The sequence below is a fragment of the Sphingomonas sp. Leaf357 genome (assembly GCF_001423845.1).
In the GTDB taxonomy this organism is placed as follows: domain Bacteria; phylum Pseudomonadota; class Alphaproteobacteria; order Sphingomonadales; family Sphingomonadaceae; genus Sphingomonas.
Genome location: NZ_LMPM01000001.1, coordinates 22,321 through 37,033, shown reverse-complemented (window position 1 = coordinate 37,033; position 14,713 = coordinate 22,321). Strand labels below are relative to the sequence as shown.

17 protein-coding genes are annotated in these 14,713 nt (G+C 66.3%); 13 read left to right on the top strand and 4 right to left on the bottom strand.

Annotated elements, in window-relative coordinates:
* The first annotated feature begins 55 nt into the window (after positions 1–55).
* From ASG11_RS00200 to ASG11_RS00190, 3 genes are read left to right on the top strand one after another with little or no spacing between them, the layout of a single operon-like run.
* Positions 56–988: a hypothetical protein gene (locus ASG11_RS00200; RefSeq protein ID WP_055773842.1), complete on the top strand. Its 933-nt coding sequence runs from the start codon at positions 56–58 to the stop codon at positions 986–988.
* Positions 985–1,506: a DUF2141 domain-containing protein gene (locus tag ASG11_RS00195; RefSeq protein ID WP_055773841.1), complete on the top strand. Its 522-nt coding sequence runs from the start codon at positions 985–987 to the stop codon at positions 1,504–1,506. The genes ASG11_RS00200 and ASG11_RS00195 overlap by 4 nt, the downstream gene beginning before the upstream one ends.
* A gap of 4 nt (positions 1,507–1,510) precedes the next feature.
* Complete coding sequence (locus tag ASG11_RS00190) at positions 1,511–2,713, top strand: glycosyltransferase (protein ID WP_055773839.1); 1,203 nt, start codon at positions 1,511–1,513, stop codon at positions 2,711–2,713.
* Here ASG11_RS00190 and ASG11_RS00185 read toward each other — a convergent pair.
* Positions 2,700–4,151 carry a hypothetical protein gene (locus ASG11_RS00185; protein WP_055773837.1) on the bottom strand — a complete coding sequence of 484 codons (1,452 nt, stop codon included), beginning with the start codon at positions 4,149–4,151 and terminating at the stop codon, positions 2,700–2,702. The genes ASG11_RS00190 and ASG11_RS00185 overlap by 14 nt on opposite strands.
* A 112-nt stretch (positions 4,152–4,263) precedes the next feature.
* Here ASG11_RS00185 and ASG11_RS00180 point away from each other — a divergent pair, with 112 nt between their 5' ends.
* Positions 4,264–5,889 (top strand): alkaline phosphatase D family protein, encoded by a 1,626-nt coding sequence (locus tag ASG11_RS00180; RefSeq protein WP_055773835.1) that lies wholly within the window; start codon positions 4,264–4,266, stop codon positions 5,887–5,889.
* A gap of 25 nt (positions 5,890–5,914) precedes the next feature.
* Here the strand turns inward: ASG11_RS00180 and ubiG are convergent, their stop codons facing one another.
* The gene (ubiG, locus tag ASG11_RS00175; protein WP_055779911.1) at positions 5,915–6,658 is read right to left on the bottom strand and encodes a bifunctional 2-polyprenyl-6-hydroxyphenol methylase/3-demethylubiquinol 3-O-methyltransferase UbiG; all 744 of its coding nucleotides are present in this window, start codon (positions 6,656–6,658) and stop codon (positions 5,915–5,917) included.
* A 58-nt stretch (positions 6,659–6,716) separates the two neighbouring features.
* Here ubiG and ASG11_RS00170 point away from each other — a divergent pair, with 58 nt between their 5' ends.
* From ASG11_RS00170 to ASG11_RS00155, 4 genes are all read left to right on the top strand, one after another.
* On the top strand, positions 6,717–7,976 hold the full coding sequence (locus tag ASG11_RS00170; RefSeq protein WP_055773833.1) for an aspartate kinase: 1,260 nt from the start codon (positions 6,717–6,719) through the stop codon (positions 7,974–7,976).
* Between the two features lie 210 nt (positions 7,977–8,186).
* On the top strand, positions 8,187–9,218 hold the full coding sequence (locus ASG11_RS00165) for an NAD(P)H-dependent flavin oxidoreductase (RefSeq protein ID WP_055773832.1): 1,032 nt from the start codon (positions 8,187–8,189) through the stop codon (positions 9,216–9,218).
* A gap of 37 nt (positions 9,219–9,255) precedes the next feature.
* On the top strand, positions 9,256–9,489 hold the full coding sequence (locus tag ASG11_RS00160; protein WP_055773830.1) for a FitA-like ribbon-helix-helix domain-containing protein: 234 nt from the start codon (positions 9,256–9,258) through the stop codon (positions 9,487–9,489).
* On the top strand, positions 9,489–9,917 hold the full coding sequence (locus tag ASG11_RS00155; RefSeq protein ID WP_055773828.1) for a type II toxin-antitoxin system VapC family toxin: 429 nt from the start codon (positions 9,489–9,491) through the stop codon (positions 9,915–9,917). The genes ASG11_RS00160 and ASG11_RS00155 overlap by 1 nt, the downstream gene beginning before the upstream one ends.
* Positions 9,918–9,961: 44 nt before the next feature.
* Here ASG11_RS00155 and ASG11_RS00150 read toward each other — a convergent pair whose 3' ends face one another.
* Entirely contained in the window at positions 9,962–10,171 is a 210-nt protein-coding gene (locus tag ASG11_RS00150) for a helix-turn-helix transcriptional regulator (protein ID WP_055773826.1), read from the bottom strand.
* Complete coding sequence (locus ASG11_RS00145; protein ID WP_055773824.1) at positions 10,168–10,593, bottom strand: hypothetical protein; 426 nt, start codon at positions 10,591–10,593, stop codon at positions 10,168–10,170. The genes ASG11_RS00150 and ASG11_RS00145 overlap by 4 nt, the downstream gene beginning before the upstream one ends.
* A 128-nt stretch (positions 10,594–10,721) precedes the next feature.
* On the opposite strand from ASG11_RS00145, the gene ASG11_RS00140 reads away from it, so the two are divergent.
* Genes ASG11_RS00140 through tolB form a run of 5 tightly spaced genes read left to right on the top strand, consistent with a single transcriptional unit; the run spans position 10,722 to position 14,687 of the window.
* Positions 10,722–11,204, top strand: coding sequence for a YbgC/FadM family acyl-CoA thioesterase (locus ASG11_RS00140; RefSeq protein ID WP_055773822.1), 483 nt, complete (start codon positions 10,722–10,724; stop codon positions 11,202–11,204).
* Positions 11,204–11,902, top strand: coding sequence for a protein TolQ (tolQ, locus tag ASG11_RS00135; RefSeq protein WP_443024421.1), 699 nt, complete (start codon positions 11,204–11,206; stop codon positions 11,900–11,902). The genes ASG11_RS00140 and tolQ overlap by 1 nt, the downstream gene beginning before the upstream one ends.
* Before the next feature lie 10 nt (positions 11,903–11,912).
* Entirely contained in the window at positions 11,913–12,350 is a 438-nt protein-coding gene (gene tolR / locus ASG11_RS00130) for a protein TolR (protein ID WP_055773818.1), read from the top strand.
* Positions 12,351–12,366: 16 nt separating this feature from the next.
* Positions 12,367–13,278, top strand: a complete 912-nt coding sequence (locus ASG11_RS00125; RefSeq protein ID WP_055773816.1) for a hypothetical protein — start codon at positions 12,367–12,369, stop codon at positions 13,276–13,278.
* Between the two features lie 8 nt (positions 13,279–13,286).
* Positions 13,287–14,687, top strand: a complete 1,401-nt coding sequence (tolB, locus tag ASG11_RS00120; RefSeq protein ID WP_236697329.1) for a Tol-Pal system beta propeller repeat protein TolB — start codon at positions 13,287–13,289, stop codon at positions 14,685–14,687.
* The last annotated feature ends 26 nt before the right edge of the window (positions 14,688–14,713 follow it).

The following is a 14,713-nucleotide window of genomic DNA, read 5'->3' as shown; positions in this document are numbered from 1 at the left end:
CGCGGCAACAGCGGACAATTTTCGCCAGGTGGACACCCCGAAAACCGGAAGCTCGATGAACGCCACGATTATCGATGGTCCGATTCCGCTCGCGCCCGATATCGCCGGGCTGGAACCGCTCAAGCAGATGCGCAGCCGTTGGCCGATGATCATCGGCGGGCTGCTGACGATCGCGATGGTCGTCGGGCTGGGGCGCGAATTGCTTGGATCGGGCCTGGCTGGCCTGCACCGCGCGGTGCCGACCAGCCCGGCCTTCTACATCGCCTTCACCTTGCTGTATTTCTCGGCACCGACCGGCGACTGGATCATCTTCCGGCGGCTCTGGGGCATCCCGTTCGTCGGCGGGATGATCGCGCTGATCAAGAAGCGCATCGCGAACGAGGTGGTGTTCGGATATTCGGGCGAGGCCTATTTCTACGCCTGGGCACGCAGCAAGGCGCGGATGGTCGCCGCGCCGTTCGGCGCCGTGAAGGATGTCAGCATCCTCTCCGCCATCGCCGGCAACACGATCACGCTGGCGCTGTTCGCGATCGTCGTTCCGCTCGGCTATCAATTGCTCAGTGCGGCGGGATATCTGAAGGAAGTAATCGGATCGATCGTGATCGTGATGTGCACGTCGCTGCCGTTCCTGATCTTCTCCAAGCGCGTCTTCTCGCTCGCGCGGCGCACCTTGTGGTGGATCTTCTCGATCCACTGCCTGCGCCTGATCGCGGGCTCGACCTTCATCGCGTTCGCATGGCATTACGCACTGCCCACCGTGCCGGTCGGCATGTGGCTGTTCCTGGCCGCGGCGCGTCTGCTGGTGTCGCGCCTGCCGCTCGTGCCCAACAAAGACCTGCTTTTCGCCAACTTTGCGATCCTGATCATCGGGCAGGATCAGGAATTGTCGGAACTGGTCGCGCTCACCGCCGCCATGCAATTGCTGTTCCACGTGGTGCTGATCGCGATGTTCGGTCTGCACGGTCTGGTGACGAGGAAGAAGGGATGAAGTCTGTTGTGGTGGCCGCGATTCTTGCGGCCGGCTTCCCGACGATCGCCTGGGCACAGCCGCGCGTGCTGGGCGGCGATGCGGCCGCCTGTTCCACCGGCGGCCCGGCGATCCGCGTCAATGTGGTCGGGCTGAAGGATCGCACCGGCGACCTGAAGCTGGAACTCTATCCCGCGACCGAAGAGGATTTCCTAAAGGACGATCACGATCTGGTCCGTCAGGGCAAGGTTTTCCACCGCGTCACCGCCGACATTCCGGCGTCGGGCGATATCGCGATGTGTATCCGCGTGCCGCGCCCGGGGCGCTACGCATTGCTGTTCACGCACAATCGCGACGGCCGGAACAAGTTCAACTTCTGGTCCGACGGTGCGGGCTTCCCCAGCAACCAGCGGCTCGGGCGCGCGAAGCCGAAACTGGCCCAGGCGGTGATCGATGTGCCGGCCGGAACCGTCACCACCACGATCCGCGCGCAATATCTACGCGGCTTCGGCGGCTTTTCTCCCATCAAGGCGGATTGATCCGATGCGCATCGTCGACGTCAACGAATTCTATTCGCCGACCGGCGGCGGGGTGCGCACCTATATCGATCGCAAGATGGGCCTCATGTCCGATCTGGGGCACGAACTGATCGTCATCGCGGCGGGGCGCGAGGACAAGATCGAGGAACGCCCCGGCGGCGGGCGGATCATCTACGTCAAGGCGTCGCGCCTGCCGTTCGACAAGAATTACGGCCTGTTCTGGGATGCCACGCCGATCACGCGGTTGCTCGACGATCTCAAGCCCGATCTGGTCGAGACGTCGTCGCCGTGGCGCCCGGCCTGGATCGTCGGCAAATGGCAGCCTCAGCCCGGGTACGATCCGGTGCGCGTGTTCTTCATGCACAACGACAACGTCTCGGCCTATGCGCTGCGCTGGTTCGAAGGGCTGGCCCCGCAGGAGCGGATCGAACGCGCGTTCGCCTGGTACAGCCGCTACCTCAGCCGCTTCCTGGACAAATACGATGCCGTCGTCACCAACGGCCCCGCGCTGGAGAAACGCCTGGGCGCGCGCGGCGTGCATATCGACAAGGCCATGCCGCTGGGCATCGAACGCGGCCATTTCTCGCCCGATTACCGCAGCGAGACTCTGCGCACGGCGCTGCTCAAGCAATGCGACCTGCCGCCGCACGGGCATTTGCTGTTGGGTCTCGGGCGGCATCACCCCGAAAAGCGCTGGGATCTCGTCACCGACGCGGTCGTGCAGGCGGGGCAGCATGTGCCGGTGGGCATGATCCTGCTCGGCACCGGAGTCGCCAGCAAGAAGATCGACCGGCGCATCGCCGGCTCGCCGCACATCCGCATGTTCCAGCCGGTCTATGATCGCGAACGGCTCGCGCGGATCATGGCGAGTTGCGACGCGCTGATCCACGGATCGGAGGCCGAGCCGTTCGGGCTGGTCGCATCGGAGGCGATGGCGGCAGGCTTGCCTCTGATCGCGCCCGATACCGGCGGCGTGGCGGAAATCGCCGATCCGCTGACTTGCGAACTCTACGCCTCGCGCGATCCCGGCGCTTGTGCCGCCGCGATCCGTCGCCTGTTTGCGCGCGACCAGCCGATGCTGCGCCGCGCCGCCTATGTCGCCGCTGGCCGGGTGCGCAGCGATCGCGAACATACCGAGGATCTGATGGCCTATTATGCCGACCTGATCGAGCGGAAGCGCGCCGGACGGAGCCTCAACGCGGCCTGAGATAAAGGCGGAATGGACCGCCCGGCACCGGCACCTCCCGCCAGCCGTTACGTCTCGCCCAGTCGGCCAGCGCGCCGTCGAGTGCCGCGTCGCCGCTGGTCCATGCCCCCTCGCCGCCGGTCAGGATCGCGGCGGGCGGATCGCGGAAATGGATGCCGATCGTGCCCTGTGCGATCACCCCGTTTGCCTGTTCCTGATTGGCGTTCAGCAGGCGATGGCTGCGAAAATAGAATGGCCCGGTGGCGAAGCGCGTATCGGGCAAGCGCCCGGTGGCGGGCAGGAATTGCGGCGACAGCGTCGCGACCGGACCGATGACGCTCGCCGCATCCATCGCCGCACGAATCGCCGAGCCCTGCCGCATCGCCGCGACCATCGGCACGCCGGGCATCGCGCGGATCGCCGCTTCGATCGAGGGCGCGAGACCGGCACAGGCGAAGACCACCAGAGCCATCCGCGCCTGCCGCCCCGGCCACACCGCTTGCCAGCCGATCGCGAGACGCACGAACAAGGGCGGCAGCAGCGGCAGTAGATATTGCCGCCAGGTTGGCCAGGGCAGCAACGCGGCGACCAATCCCGCCCACATCATCCAGTCGATCGCCCGTCCACCCTTGGCGCGCCAGCGGAAGCGACTCGCCAGTGCCAGGCACAGCAGCGCCGGGCCGAGCGCGAGGAATTTCAGCAGGTCGAGCAGCTTGGCCCACCAGCTGAGCTTCCACGCTTTGCCGATGCTGCGATAATATTCGTCCGGCGCACGCGAAGGGAAATCGACCACGCCGAAGAAGAATCCGTCTGGCGCGCGCAGCATCATCGCGATCACGAACACGATGGCCGGCAGCGCGCCCGCCACCAGCCACAACGGGCGATGACGGCGATCGTACAAGGCGTAGAGTCCATAGGCGAGTGCTGGAAGCGCATAGGAGATCTTCGTCGCCGCCGCGCTGGCGAGCAGCAGTCCGGCGAGCACCGCCCCCAGGATCGTGCCATGCCCGTTCGCGGCGCGGATCACCAGCGGCAGCGCGCTGGCCAGCAAGGCGACGGGCAGGGCATCGTTGCGTGCGGTACCGATGCTGAACAGCAGGATGTCGCAACATGCGAACAGCGCGCAGGCGAGCAGCGCTACCGTTTGCCGCGCACCACCCTCACGCGCCGCGCGGTAGACGCCCGCCACCGCGACCACTCCGAGCAGCGCGTTGACGATTCGCAACCCGGGCCAGACCAGCCCGCCGAAGACCCACGCGAACGGCGCGAACAGGAACGGCTGCAGCGGCGTCTGCAGATAGGCGAAGTCGCGATAGGGCAGATGCCCGTGCGCCGTCAGCACCGCCGCCGCGACATATTGGCTCTCGTCATGGTCGAGCGGGCGGATCAGAGCGAGCGCGACGAACGCCAGCGTCAGCAGCGCGAGGCAGGCGAGGGGTGTCGGGCGGCGGCGATCCATGCGCCCCTTTCTCCACGGTGCCGGGCCAAGTCGAGCGCTTTCGTCGCGTCGCCTGTCATGCGGACGCCATATAAGCGGCGCAACGGGGCAGCTTAACCGATAGGCCAAGCGCATGCAGTTTACCTTCGATCGCCGTTCCCTGTTGATGACCGGCACGCTCGGCCTCGGTGCCTTTGCGGTGCCGGGCTTTACGCAGGCGCTGAGCGTCGCCGGTGCGCGCGGCTTCACGCATGCCGTGGCGAGCGGCGAACCGGCGAGCGATTCGATGCTGTTATGGACGCGCTACGTCCCCGCCGATGGCGGCGCGGTGGAGCTGAAGGTCGAGCTGTCGGAGCATGACGATTTCAGCGCGGTCGCGGCCGGCGGCGTGCAGATCACCGGGCCGTGGCGCGATCATACCGCCAAGATCACCGTCGCCGGCCTCAGGCCTGGTACGGACTATCGTTACCGCTTCATCGCGCCGGACGGCACGCGCTCGCCGGTCGGGCGGACGAAGACTCTGCCCGAGGGGCAGGTCGATCGGTTTCGCGCCGCGATCTTCTCCTGCTCGAATCTCGCCTTTGGCTATTTCAACGCCTACGCCCATGCTGCCGCGCGCGACGATCTCGACCTGACGATCCATCTCGGCGACTATCTGTACGAATACAAACCGGACGTTTATCCCACGCTCAAGGACAGTGTGGCCGGGCGCCTTCCCGAGCCGCGCAACGAATTGCTGCACCTTGCCGATTACCGCCTGCGCTATGGCAGCTACCGCGCCGATCCCGATCTTCAGGCGCTGCACCGGCGGTTCCCGATGGTCGTGCAATGGGACGATCACGAATCGGCGAACGACAGCTGGGAAGGCGGCGCGGAGAATCACAGCGCCGACGAAGGCGACTGGAATGCCCGCCGCGCGGCATCGATGCAGGCGTATCGCGAATGGATGCCGGTGTCGGACGAACCGTGGAAGGCCTATGACATCGGCGGCCTGGCGACCGTGTTCCGCACCGAAACGCGCCTGCTCGCGCGGACCAGGCAGCCGGACGTCGCGGCCCTGCTCAAGGACAAGGATCCCGCTGCCGCTCTGGCCACGTTCCGCGATGGCGCGTGGCTGGATCCGGGCGCGACGATGATGGGGTCGCAGCAGGAATATTGGCTCGACCATGCCCTGCGCGCCTCGGTCAAGGCGGGGCGGACATGGCAGGTGGTCGGCTTCGGCACGATCATGGGCAACACGATGACGCCGCCCGATGCGCTCGGCTGGATCGCGCCAGACGCGTCGGCGCGCACCAAAAGCTATGTGCTAGGCGGCCTGACCGCGGCCAAAGCGGGCCTGCCGAACAATTACGACAGCTGGGGCGGCTACCCCGCCGCCCGCGCGCGGTTCCTGAAAGGCGCGCAAGGCGCGGCGGCGAACCTCGTCGTCATCTCGGGCGACAGCCATAATGCCTGGGCCTATGATCTGGCGCAGGACGGCCGTGCGGCGGGTGTCGAATTCGCCGGTCACGCGGTGACCTCCTCGGGATATGAAGGCGCGCTGGCCGCCGATCCGAAGCGGGTCGCGGCCAGCCTGGTGCGCGCCAATCCGGAACTGAAATGGTGCGACGTGTCGCAGCGCGGCTATATGGCGCTGACGATCACGCCGGAGCGGGTGACGAACGACTGGCTGATGTCGGGGAGCGTGAAGACGAAGTCGGCGGGCGCGACGATCGGCCATACGGCGACGGTACCCCGCGGACGCAACGTGATGGCATGAGGTTGCTCCCCGCAGCGGGGACGAACTACGTGCGCACCGCGGTCAGGAAATAATCCAGCTTGGTATCGTCGCTCAGCACGAAGCCCTTCGCCAGCGAGAATCCCAGGCCACGCGTGTCGATCACCCGCAATCCGGCGGCCTCGACCAATGGGGTCAGTTCGTCCGGCGTCAGGAACTTGTCCCAGTCGTGCGTGCCGCGCGGAATGCCGCCCAGCGTCTCGCCGATGCCGATCATCGCGAGCCGCGACAGCGCGGTGCGGTTCGGGGTGGAGATCACCAGCAGGCCGTCTTCGGCCAGCGCGCTCGCCAGCCCGCGGACGAACGCACCCGGATCGCTGACATGCTCGATCACCTCGAGCGACGTGACGAGATCGAACCGCTCGGCACCCAGGCCCTCGACGCTTCCGACGCGATAATCGATCGTCAGCCCCGATCGGATGCAATGCGCCCGCGCCGCCGCGATGTTTTCCGGTGCCGCGTCCAGTCCGGTCACTGCCGCGCCCATCCGCGCCAGCGGCTCGCACAGCAGCCCCGCGCCGCACCCGACATCCAGCGCGCGCTTGCCCGTCAGCGGGGTGAAGCCGGTATCGTCGCCACGCCAATGCGCGTCGATCCGCTCGCGCAGATAGCCTAGCCGTACCGGGTTCAGCCTGTGCAGCATCGCCGACGATCCCTTCGGATCCCACCAGTCGGCGGCCATCTTGCCGAAATGCGCCGCCTCGGCGGCATCGATCGTCGTTTCGGGTATCGTTACGGGTGCGCTTGCCATCGTCATGCGGCGTTTCTATCAGCACGCCCTCCAAGCCAAAAGGACATAACCACAAACCATGTCCCGTATCGTGATGAAATTCGGCGGCACATCGATGGCCGGTATCGAGCGCATCCGCAGCGTGGCGCTGCGCGTGAAGCGCGAGGTCGAGGCCGGCAACCAGGTCGCGGTGGTCGTATCGGCGATGGCCGGCGAGACCGATCGGCTGGTCAATTTCTGCCGCGAGGCGTCCTCGCTCTACGATCCGCGCGAATATGACGTCGTCGTCTCGGCCGGCGAGCAGATCACCAGCGGCCTGCTGGCGATCGCGCTCCAGGCGGTCGGCGTGACGGCGCGCAGCTGGATGGGCTGGCAATTGCCGATCCGCACGTCGGATGGCCATGCCTCGGCGCGGATCGCGGATATCGATACGACCGGGCTGGTCGCTTCGCTGGAACGCGGCGAGGTAGCGGTGATCCCGGGCTTCCAGGGCGTGGCGGCGGGCGAGCGCGTGACGACGTTGGGGCGCGGCGGTTCCGATACGTCCGCGGTGGCGATGGCGGCGGCGATGAAGGCCGACCGCTGCGATATCTACACCGACGTGGACGGCGTCTACACCACCGATCCGCGCATCGTGCCGCGTGCCCGGAAACTGAAGCGCGTGACGTACGAGGAAATGCTGGAACTGGCGAGCGTGGGGGCCAAGGTGCTCCAGACGCGCTCGGTGGGCCTCGCGATGAAGGAACAGGTCCGCGTCCAGGTGCTGTCGTCGTTCACCGACGCCGACGCCCCGATGGCGGATACATTGCCCGGCACGATGATCGTGGGGGAAGAGGAGATTACAGACGTGGAACGGCAGCTGATCACCGGCATCGCGCACGACAAGAACGAAGCGAAGATCACGCTGACCAGCGTGCCGGACAAGCCCGGCGCGGTCGGCGCGATCTTCACGCCGCTGGCCGATGCCAGCATCAACGTCGACATGATCGTGCAGAACGTCGCGCATTCGACCGGATCGACCGACGTGACCTTCACGGTGCCCGCCGCCGATCTGGCGCGCAGTCTGGAAGTGCTGGGCAAGGCGCAGGACAAGATCGGCCATGCCGAGCTGTTCCACGATACGCGCGTCGCCAAGATTTCGGTGGTCGGCGTGGGCATGCGCAGCCATGCCGGCGTCGCCGCGACGATGTTCGAGACGCTCGGCGCGCGCGGCATCAACATCCAGGTCATCACCACCTCCGAGATCAAGGTCTCGGTGCTGATCCACGAGGACGAGACCGAACTGGCGGTCCGCGTGCTGCACACGGCCTACGGACTGGATGCCGAGGACGCGGCCTGAGCCTTTCCATCCGCCTCGGAATTGCAGTATAACAGGATGACTTTGCTTGCATCCTGACTTTCCTTACATCGTCATTCCCGCGAAGGCGGGAATCCATGCTGGCTGAACTGAGTGAATCTCATAAGAGCAGCTGCTATCGGTTCCCGCCTTCGCGGGAACGACCGAGGCTGCGGTTCAACCTCACGTCATCAAACTTCTAAGGCGCAGCGCATGAACGAAACATCCTCCATCGGCGCCGAGCGTCTGGCCCGGCGCATGGCGCGCGGCATCGAATTTCTCGGCAGCGAGGTCGCGATTCTGTGCGGCGCGATGTCTTGGGTCAGCGAGCGCCACCTCGTCTCGGCGATGTCCAATGCCGGCGGCTTCGGCCTGATCGCGTGCGGGGCGATGACGCCCGAACTGCTCGATGCCGAGATCGCCGCGACCAGGACGCTGACGAGCAAGCCGTTCGGCGTCAATCTCATCACCATGCATCCGCAATTGTTTGATCTGATCGCGGTGTGTGCGAAGCACCGGGTGACGCATGTCGTGCTCGCCGGCGGCCTGCCGCCCAAGGGCTCGCTCGAGGCGATCAAGGAAACCGGGGCCAAGGTGATCTGCTTCGCCCCCGCACTCAGCCTCGCCAAGAAACTGATCCGTTCCGGCGTCGACGCGCTGGTGGTCGAGGGCATGGAGGCGGGCGGGCATATCGGTCCGGTCTCGACCTCGGTGCTGGCGCAGGAGATCCTGCCCGAAGTCGCCGATCAGGTGCCGGTGTTCGTCGCCGGCGGGATCGGTCGGGGCGAGGCGATCGCCGGTTACCTCGATATGGGCGCGGCGGGCGTGCAACTCGGCACGCGTTTCGTCTGCGCGACCGAAAGCATCGCGCACGCCAATTTCAAGAAGGCGTTCATCCGCGCCTCGGCCCGCGATGCGATCGCCAGCGTGCAGATCGATCCGCGCCTACCGGTCATCCCCGTGCGCGCATTGAAGAACGCGTCGAGCGAACTCTTCACCGCCAAGCAGCGCGAGGTCGCACAGGCGCTGGACGAAGGTGCCGTGGCGATGGGCGAGGCGCAATTGCAGATCGAACATTATTGGGCCGGCGCGCTCCGCCGCGCGGTGATCGACGGCGACGTCGAGAGCGGATCGCTGATGGCCGGCCAGTCGGTCGGCATGGTCACCAAGGAAGAGCCGATCGCCGAGATCATCGCCACATTGATGGCCGAGGCCGCGCACGCGCTGGAGAAGCGTGCGGCGTGATGCTTGCATTTTGCTGGCAGCGTAGCATATCCGGCATATGGCGACGCTCACCATCCGGCAACTCGACGATCAAATCTACGAGCGCCTGCGTATGCGCGCCAAGGCGAACAATCGGTCGATCGAGGCCGAGGCGCGGCAGGTGCTCGGTGAAAGATTGCGCAGCCGATCCGAGATTGTCGGCGATCTCCGCACGTTTCATGACGAGATGGTGGCAAAGCACGGCTATCTTTCCGATAGTACACAATTGATTCGTGACATCCGCGACGAGTAATGATCGTCGTCGATGCGAGTCTGATCGTCAGGACGATCAGTTGGGAAGAGGGCAGTGCGGCGGCGCTGGATTTCGTCGATAGCTATCCCGACGACCTCGTCGCTCCCGATCTTGTGTTGAGCGAAGTCGGCAGTGCCATCGTGCGTCGTGCGAACATGGGGGAGATGCCCGCCGAGGCGGCGGAGCATGCGCTCTCTGCATGGGCAAAGGCCGTACGCGATGGATTGCTGTCGCTGCATCCGATGACGCCTGCGGATATGGAACGTGCAGGACGCTTGGCGATCGCGCTTGGCCATCCGATTGCGGACTGTTTTTATCTGGCGTTGGCCATGGATCTCGATTGCGACCTCGCGACCTGCGATGCGAAATTCGCGGCTAAGGCGCGCTCTATATATCCGGCGATCACGGTGCTTGCGACCAAGACTTGATCTGCGATGTCCACGGACGCCGCCGCGATTCGGCTTATGCGCCGTCAACCATACTCCACCCGGAAAACCGCCTCCACCGGCTTGCCCAGCGCCGCTGCCAGTTTCAGCGCGAGCAGGGCGGAGGGCACGAACACCTCGTTCTCCACCGTATTGATCGTCTTGCGGCTGACCCCGACCAGGGTGGCCAGATCCGCCTGGGTCAGGTTCAGCCGCGCGCGTTCGTCCTTCAGGCTGTTGGCCAGGCGCTCGCTCATGCCGAATATGCGCGCCGTTCGAGCAGGCCGAAGCGGAGCAAAGCCGCCGCTATGCCGAAGGTGAGGATCATCCGTGCCGCCTCCTGCGCCGGGAACGGCTCGTAGCGATCGGCGACGAATAGGACGGCCGCGGTACCCATCGCCACCCAGAATCCGACGGCGAGGCTGCTCTGGCGATTGGCGCGCGTCACCTCGTCGTTCATCAGCCGCCGCACGCCCATCGGCCGCGCCCAGGCGCCGCCACCGGCTAGGATCAGCAGCAACGTCGCGCTCCAGATGGCCCAGGCGAGCATCCGCACGATATCGACCGAGCGCCCGCCATCCTGGCTGAAGGCGAAGGTCGCGAGGAAGATTGCCGCCGACGCGATGACGACGCGAGCGCGGATGCGTCCGGAGCGCTCGGCTTGTTCGATCTCGGTCATGGTAAATCACCCATTTTGATGTAACTTATAGGTTACTAGTAACCCCAAGGTTACATGCTTGCAAGAGGTCTTCGCAGGTGGGGCGAACGGGGTTCCTTCTCCGGCATGGGTCCGCTAAGGCTTATGGGATGCCGTCATCGTCACAGGATCAGCCCGCCGAAGGCCGCTTCGTGGGATCGGAACACCGTTTTCCGGTGCGGGTCTATTTCGAGGACACCGATCTGTCGGGCGTGGTCTATCACGCCAATTATCTGCGCTACATGGAACGCGGCCGCTCCGATTTCCTGCGTCTGGCCGGGATCGACCAGCGTGCGTTCCACGATGCGGGCGAGGGGGCCTATGCGGTCTCCGCGCTCGCGATCCGGTACCGACGCCCGGCGAAACTCGACGATGCGCTGGTCGTTATCAGCCGCCTGACGAAGATTCGTGCCGCGTCGGTCGATATTCATCAGAGGGTCATGCTGGGTGACGAGATACTGAGCGAAGGCGAGGTGACGGCCGCTCTGGTCGCGCCGTCGGGCCGGCCGCGGCGGCAACCGCGCGAATGGATCGCGGCGTTCGAACGGCTGATGGCCCCCGGCGATATTACCGGACAGACAACGGAAGAATGATGGACGCAATCGTGAACACAGACCCTGCCAGCATGTCGATGATCGGCCTGTTCCTGCACGCCAACATCCTGGTGAAGATCGTGATGGTCGGGTTGCTGCTCGCCAGCATCTGGACCTGGGCGATCATCGTCAGCTTCGCGATGAAGATCGGCTCCACCCGGCGCAAGGCCGCGGTGTTCGAGCGCGATTTCTGGAAGGCGGACGATATCGACGCCTTCTACCGCAAGGAAAGCGACAGTGATCTGCCGGTCGCCAAGGTGTTCGCCGCCGGTGTGTCCGAATGGCGGCGCTCGACGGTCGGCGGCACGGTCGATCGCGACGGCACGCGCGAGCGGTTGGCCACCGCGATGGGCGCTTCGGTCGCGGGCGAGATCGACAAGATGTCGGATCGCTTGAACGTGCTGGCGACGGTCGGTTCGGTCGCGCCGTTCGTCGGGCTGTTCGGTACGGTGATCGGCATCATGGACAGCTTCACGCGCATCGCCTCCGCACAGAACACCTCGCTCGCGGTCGTGGCACCGGGCATCGCCGAGGCCCTGTTCGCCACCGCGATCGGTCTGTTCGCCGCCATCCCGGCGGTGATCGCGTACAATCGCTTCAGCCACGGCATCAACCGCATCGAGGCCGGGCTGAACCGCTTCGCCGATGGCTTCCACGCGACGCTTAGCCGGCAGCTCGAATCCGAGCACAGACGGTGAGCGCGGCATAATGTCGATAAACCTTCCCTCCCAGCGCGGCCGCGGGCGGCGTGCGCCGATGGCCGACATCAACGTGACGCCGATGGTCGACGTGATGCTGGTGCTGCTGATCATCTTCATGGTCACCGCGCCGCTGCTGACGGCGGGCGTGCCGGTTAACCTGCCCGACAGCCGCGCCAAGCCGCTCGACCAGGATCAGAAGCCGGTGCAGGTCTCGCTCGACGAGACCGGCAAGATCTTCGTCGATCAGGACGAGGTGACCGAAGCGATCCTGCCCGACCTGTTCGCGCAGATCGCCAGGAAGGCGCAGAACGGCCAGCCGCCGCAGATCTTCCTGCGTGCCGACAAGAAGCTCGACTACGGTCGGGTGATGCGCGTGATGGGCGATCTCAACGCCGCCGGGCTCAACCGCGTGGCGCTGGTGACGGTGGGAGACGGGCCCAAGTGATCGGGCGCGACACCTGATGGAACGGACGGAAAAGATCGGCCTGGCCGTCGCGGTCGTCGGGCATGTGGCGATCTTCGCGCTGCTGACGGTCGGTTTCCTGTCGGAACCGGCGCCGGTTCCGCCGCCCACCAAGGCGATCGACATTTCCCTGGTCGACAAGGTCGCGCTCGAAGCCACCGCGCCGGCGGCGGTCGAACCGCCGACCCAGTCGCGTGCGCCCGAACCCGCGCCGCCGGAGGACGCCGCGCCGCCGGAGGCCGCGCCCGAACCCGAGCCGGAGCCGAAGCCAGCGTTGGTCAAGCCGCCCGCGCCTGCACCCGCGCCGGCCCCCAAGCCCGCGCCCAAGGCCCCGCCGCCGCCCAAGAAACCGCCGGTCAGCAAGCCCGAGACGCCGCCCAAGCCCAAGACCGTGCCGGTCAAGGCCAGCACCGCGCCGACCAAGCAGGCGGCCACCGCCAAGGGCACCGGCACCAACGCCGCGGCGAAGAAGCCACGCGCGGGCGGTTTCGTGCTCGACCAGGATACGCTCAAGGGCCTGTCCGCGACACCGACCAAGGCGAAGGCCCCGTCGCCCGCCGCGCCGGGCGCGACGATGGATACCGCCGCCGCCGCCGATATCGCCTCCGCGATCAAGCGGCAGGTGCAGCCCTGCGCCGATCGCCAGGTCAATCCGGGGCCGGGCGCGTCGCGGATCATTGTCACGATCCGGCTGCAGCTCAACCGCGACGGATCGCTCAACGGCCGCCCGACCGTCGCCGACGCGCATGGTGGCGTGGATGCCGAGAATGGCCGCTATGTCGACGCGGTCGATCGCAACGCCATCGCCACCTTCATGGGCTGCGCGCCCCTGCGCGGACTGCCGCCGGAATTGTACGATGTGCCCCGGGGCTGGAAAACCTTCAGCCTGCGCTACAAGCTGCCCGATTGAGGATGACCATGATGCACCAATTCCGCTTCTCGGCGCTGGCCTTCGCGCTCTGCCTGGCAGGCACGGCCCAAGCCCAAGCCCAGACCCCGCCGGCTCCCGTACCCGCCCCGCAGGGGCAGACGCCGCCGGCCGGCGCGGACCAGTCCGGCGAACTGGTCGTCGACGTCGTCGGCGGCATCTCCGCGCCGCTCGGCATCGCCATCCCGCCGATGCCGGCGGCGGCGGTGACCGATACGGCGGCGGGTCGCACCGATGAACTCGGCCGGCAGCTCGCGCAGATCGTCACCACCGATCTCAGGAATTCCGGCCTGTTCAACCCCGCCGGCGCGCAGGCGATGAAGCCCGTCGAGTTCGGCGAAGTCACCGCGCCCGTCTTCGATTACTGGGCCGGCGCGCATGTCTCGGCGCTGGTACAGGGCTTCGTGCGCGGCAATAGCGACGGCACGCTGACCGTCGGCTGCTATCTCTACGACGTCTTCTCGCGCGCCGAACTCGCGCGGCAGGGCTTCGTCGTGCAGCCGTCCGATTGGCGTCGGGCGGGCCATAAATGCGCCGACATGGTCTATGCCAAGCTGACCGGCGAAGGCCCGTATTTCGACAGCCGCATGGTCTATGTCTCGGAGACCGGCCCCAAGGGCAAGCGCATCAAGCGGCTCGCGATCATGGACCAGGACGGTGCCAATCACCGTTTCCTGACCAACGGCCAGTCGATCGTGCTGACGCCGCGCTTCGCCCCGAACCAGCAGTCGATCGTCTATATGAGCTATCTCAACGAACGCCCGGCGATCTACGTCTACGATATCGGCTCGGGCGCGCAGCGTCTGCTGGTCAACAATCCCAGCCTGACCTTCGCGCCGCGCGTCTCGCCGGACGGCAAATGGGTGCTCTTCTCGATGGCGGTGGCCGGCAATACCGATCTGTACCGCGTCCCCATGTCGGGTGGATCGCCGCAGCGCCTGACCGAATCGCCCGGCATCGATACCGGCGGCAGCTATTCGCCCGACGGCCGCCGCATCGTGTTCGAAAGCGACCGCTCCGGCGGGCAGCAGCTGTATACGATGAACGCCGATGGCACCGATCAGCAGCGCATCTCGTTCGGCGGCGGGCGCTATGCCACCCCGGTGTGGAGCCCGCGCGGCGACCTGATCGCCTTTACCAAGCTGTCCGGGAATTTCCGCATCGGCATCATGAGCCCGAGCGGCGGCGGCGAGAAACTGCTCACCAACGACTGGCAGGATGAAGGCCCGAGCTGGTCGCCCAACGGCCGCGTCCTGAGCTTTTATCGCCAGGGGCAGGGCGGCGGCGGCAAGGCCGATCTGTGGTCGGTCGACCTGACCGGCGTCAACGAGCGCAAGATTCCGACGCCGCTCGATGGGTCCGATCCGGGCTGGGGACCGTTACGCCCCTGAATGTTTTACCCCGTCGCAATGTCGGT

Excerpts from the sequence above, each read along its gene's own strand:
- ASG11_RS00200 (WP_055773842.1), top strand. The coding sequence starts at position 56 with ATGAACGCCACGATTATCGATGGTCCGATTCCGCTCGCGCCCGATATC.
- ASG11_RS00195 (WP_055773841.1), top strand. The coding sequence starts at position 985 with ATGAAGTCTGTTGTGGTGGCCGCGATTCTTGCGGCCGGCTTCCCGACG.
- ASG11_RS00190 (WP_055773839.1), top strand. The coding sequence starts at position 1,511 with ATGCGCATCGTCGACGTCAACGAATTCTATTCGCCGACCGGCGGCGGG.
- ASG11_RS00185 (WP_055773837.1), bottom strand. The coding sequence starts at position 4,151 with ATGGATCGCCGCCGCCCGACACCCCTCGCCTGCCTCGCGCTGCTGACG.
- ASG11_RS00180 (WP_055773835.1), top strand. The coding sequence starts at position 4,264 with ATGCAGTTTACCTTCGATCGCCGTTCCCTGTTGATGACCGGCACGCTC.
- ubiG (WP_055779911.1), bottom strand. The coding sequence starts at position 6,658 with ATGGCAAGCGCACCCGTAACGATACCCGAAACGACGATCGATGCCGCC.
- ASG11_RS00170 (WP_055773833.1), top strand. The coding sequence starts at position 6,717 with ATGTCCCGTATCGTGATGAAATTCGGCGGCACATCGATGGCCGGTATC.
- ASG11_RS00165 (WP_055773832.1), top strand. The coding sequence starts at position 8,187 with ATGAACGAAACATCCTCCATCGGCGCCGAGCGTCTGGCCCGGCGCATG.
- ASG11_RS00160 (WP_055773830.1), top strand. The coding sequence starts at position 9,256 with ATGGCGACGCTCACCATCCGGCAACTCGACGATCAAATCTACGAGCGC.
- ASG11_RS00155 (WP_055773828.1), top strand. The coding sequence starts at position 9,489 with ATGATCGTCGTCGATGCGAGTCTGATCGTCAGGACGATCAGTTGGGAA.
- ASG11_RS00150 (WP_055773826.1), bottom strand. The coding sequence starts at position 10,171 with ATGAGCGAGCGCCTGGCCAACAGCCTGAAGGACGAACGCGCGCGGCTG.
- ASG11_RS00145 (WP_055773824.1), bottom strand. The coding sequence starts at position 10,593 with ATGACCGAGATCGAACAAGCCGAGCGCTCCGGACGCATCCGCGCTCGC.
- ASG11_RS00140 (WP_055773822.1), top strand. The coding sequence starts at position 10,722 with ATGCCGTCATCGTCACAGGATCAGCCCGCCGAAGGCCGCTTCGTGGGA.
- tolQ (WP_443024421.1), top strand. The coding sequence starts at position 11,204 with ATGGACGCAATCGTGAACACAGACCCTGCCAGCATGTCGATGATCGGC.
- tolR (WP_055773818.1), top strand. The coding sequence starts at position 11,913 with ATGTCGATAAACCTTCCCTCCCAGCGCGGCCGCGGGCGGCGTGCGCCG.
- ASG11_RS00125 (WP_055773816.1), top strand. The coding sequence starts at position 12,367 with ATGGAACGGACGGAAAAGATCGGCCTGGCCGTCGCGGTCGTCGGGCAT.
- tolB (WP_236697329.1), top strand. The coding sequence starts at position 13,287 with ATGATGCACCAATTCCGCTTCTCGGCGCTGGCCTTCGCGCTCTGCCTG.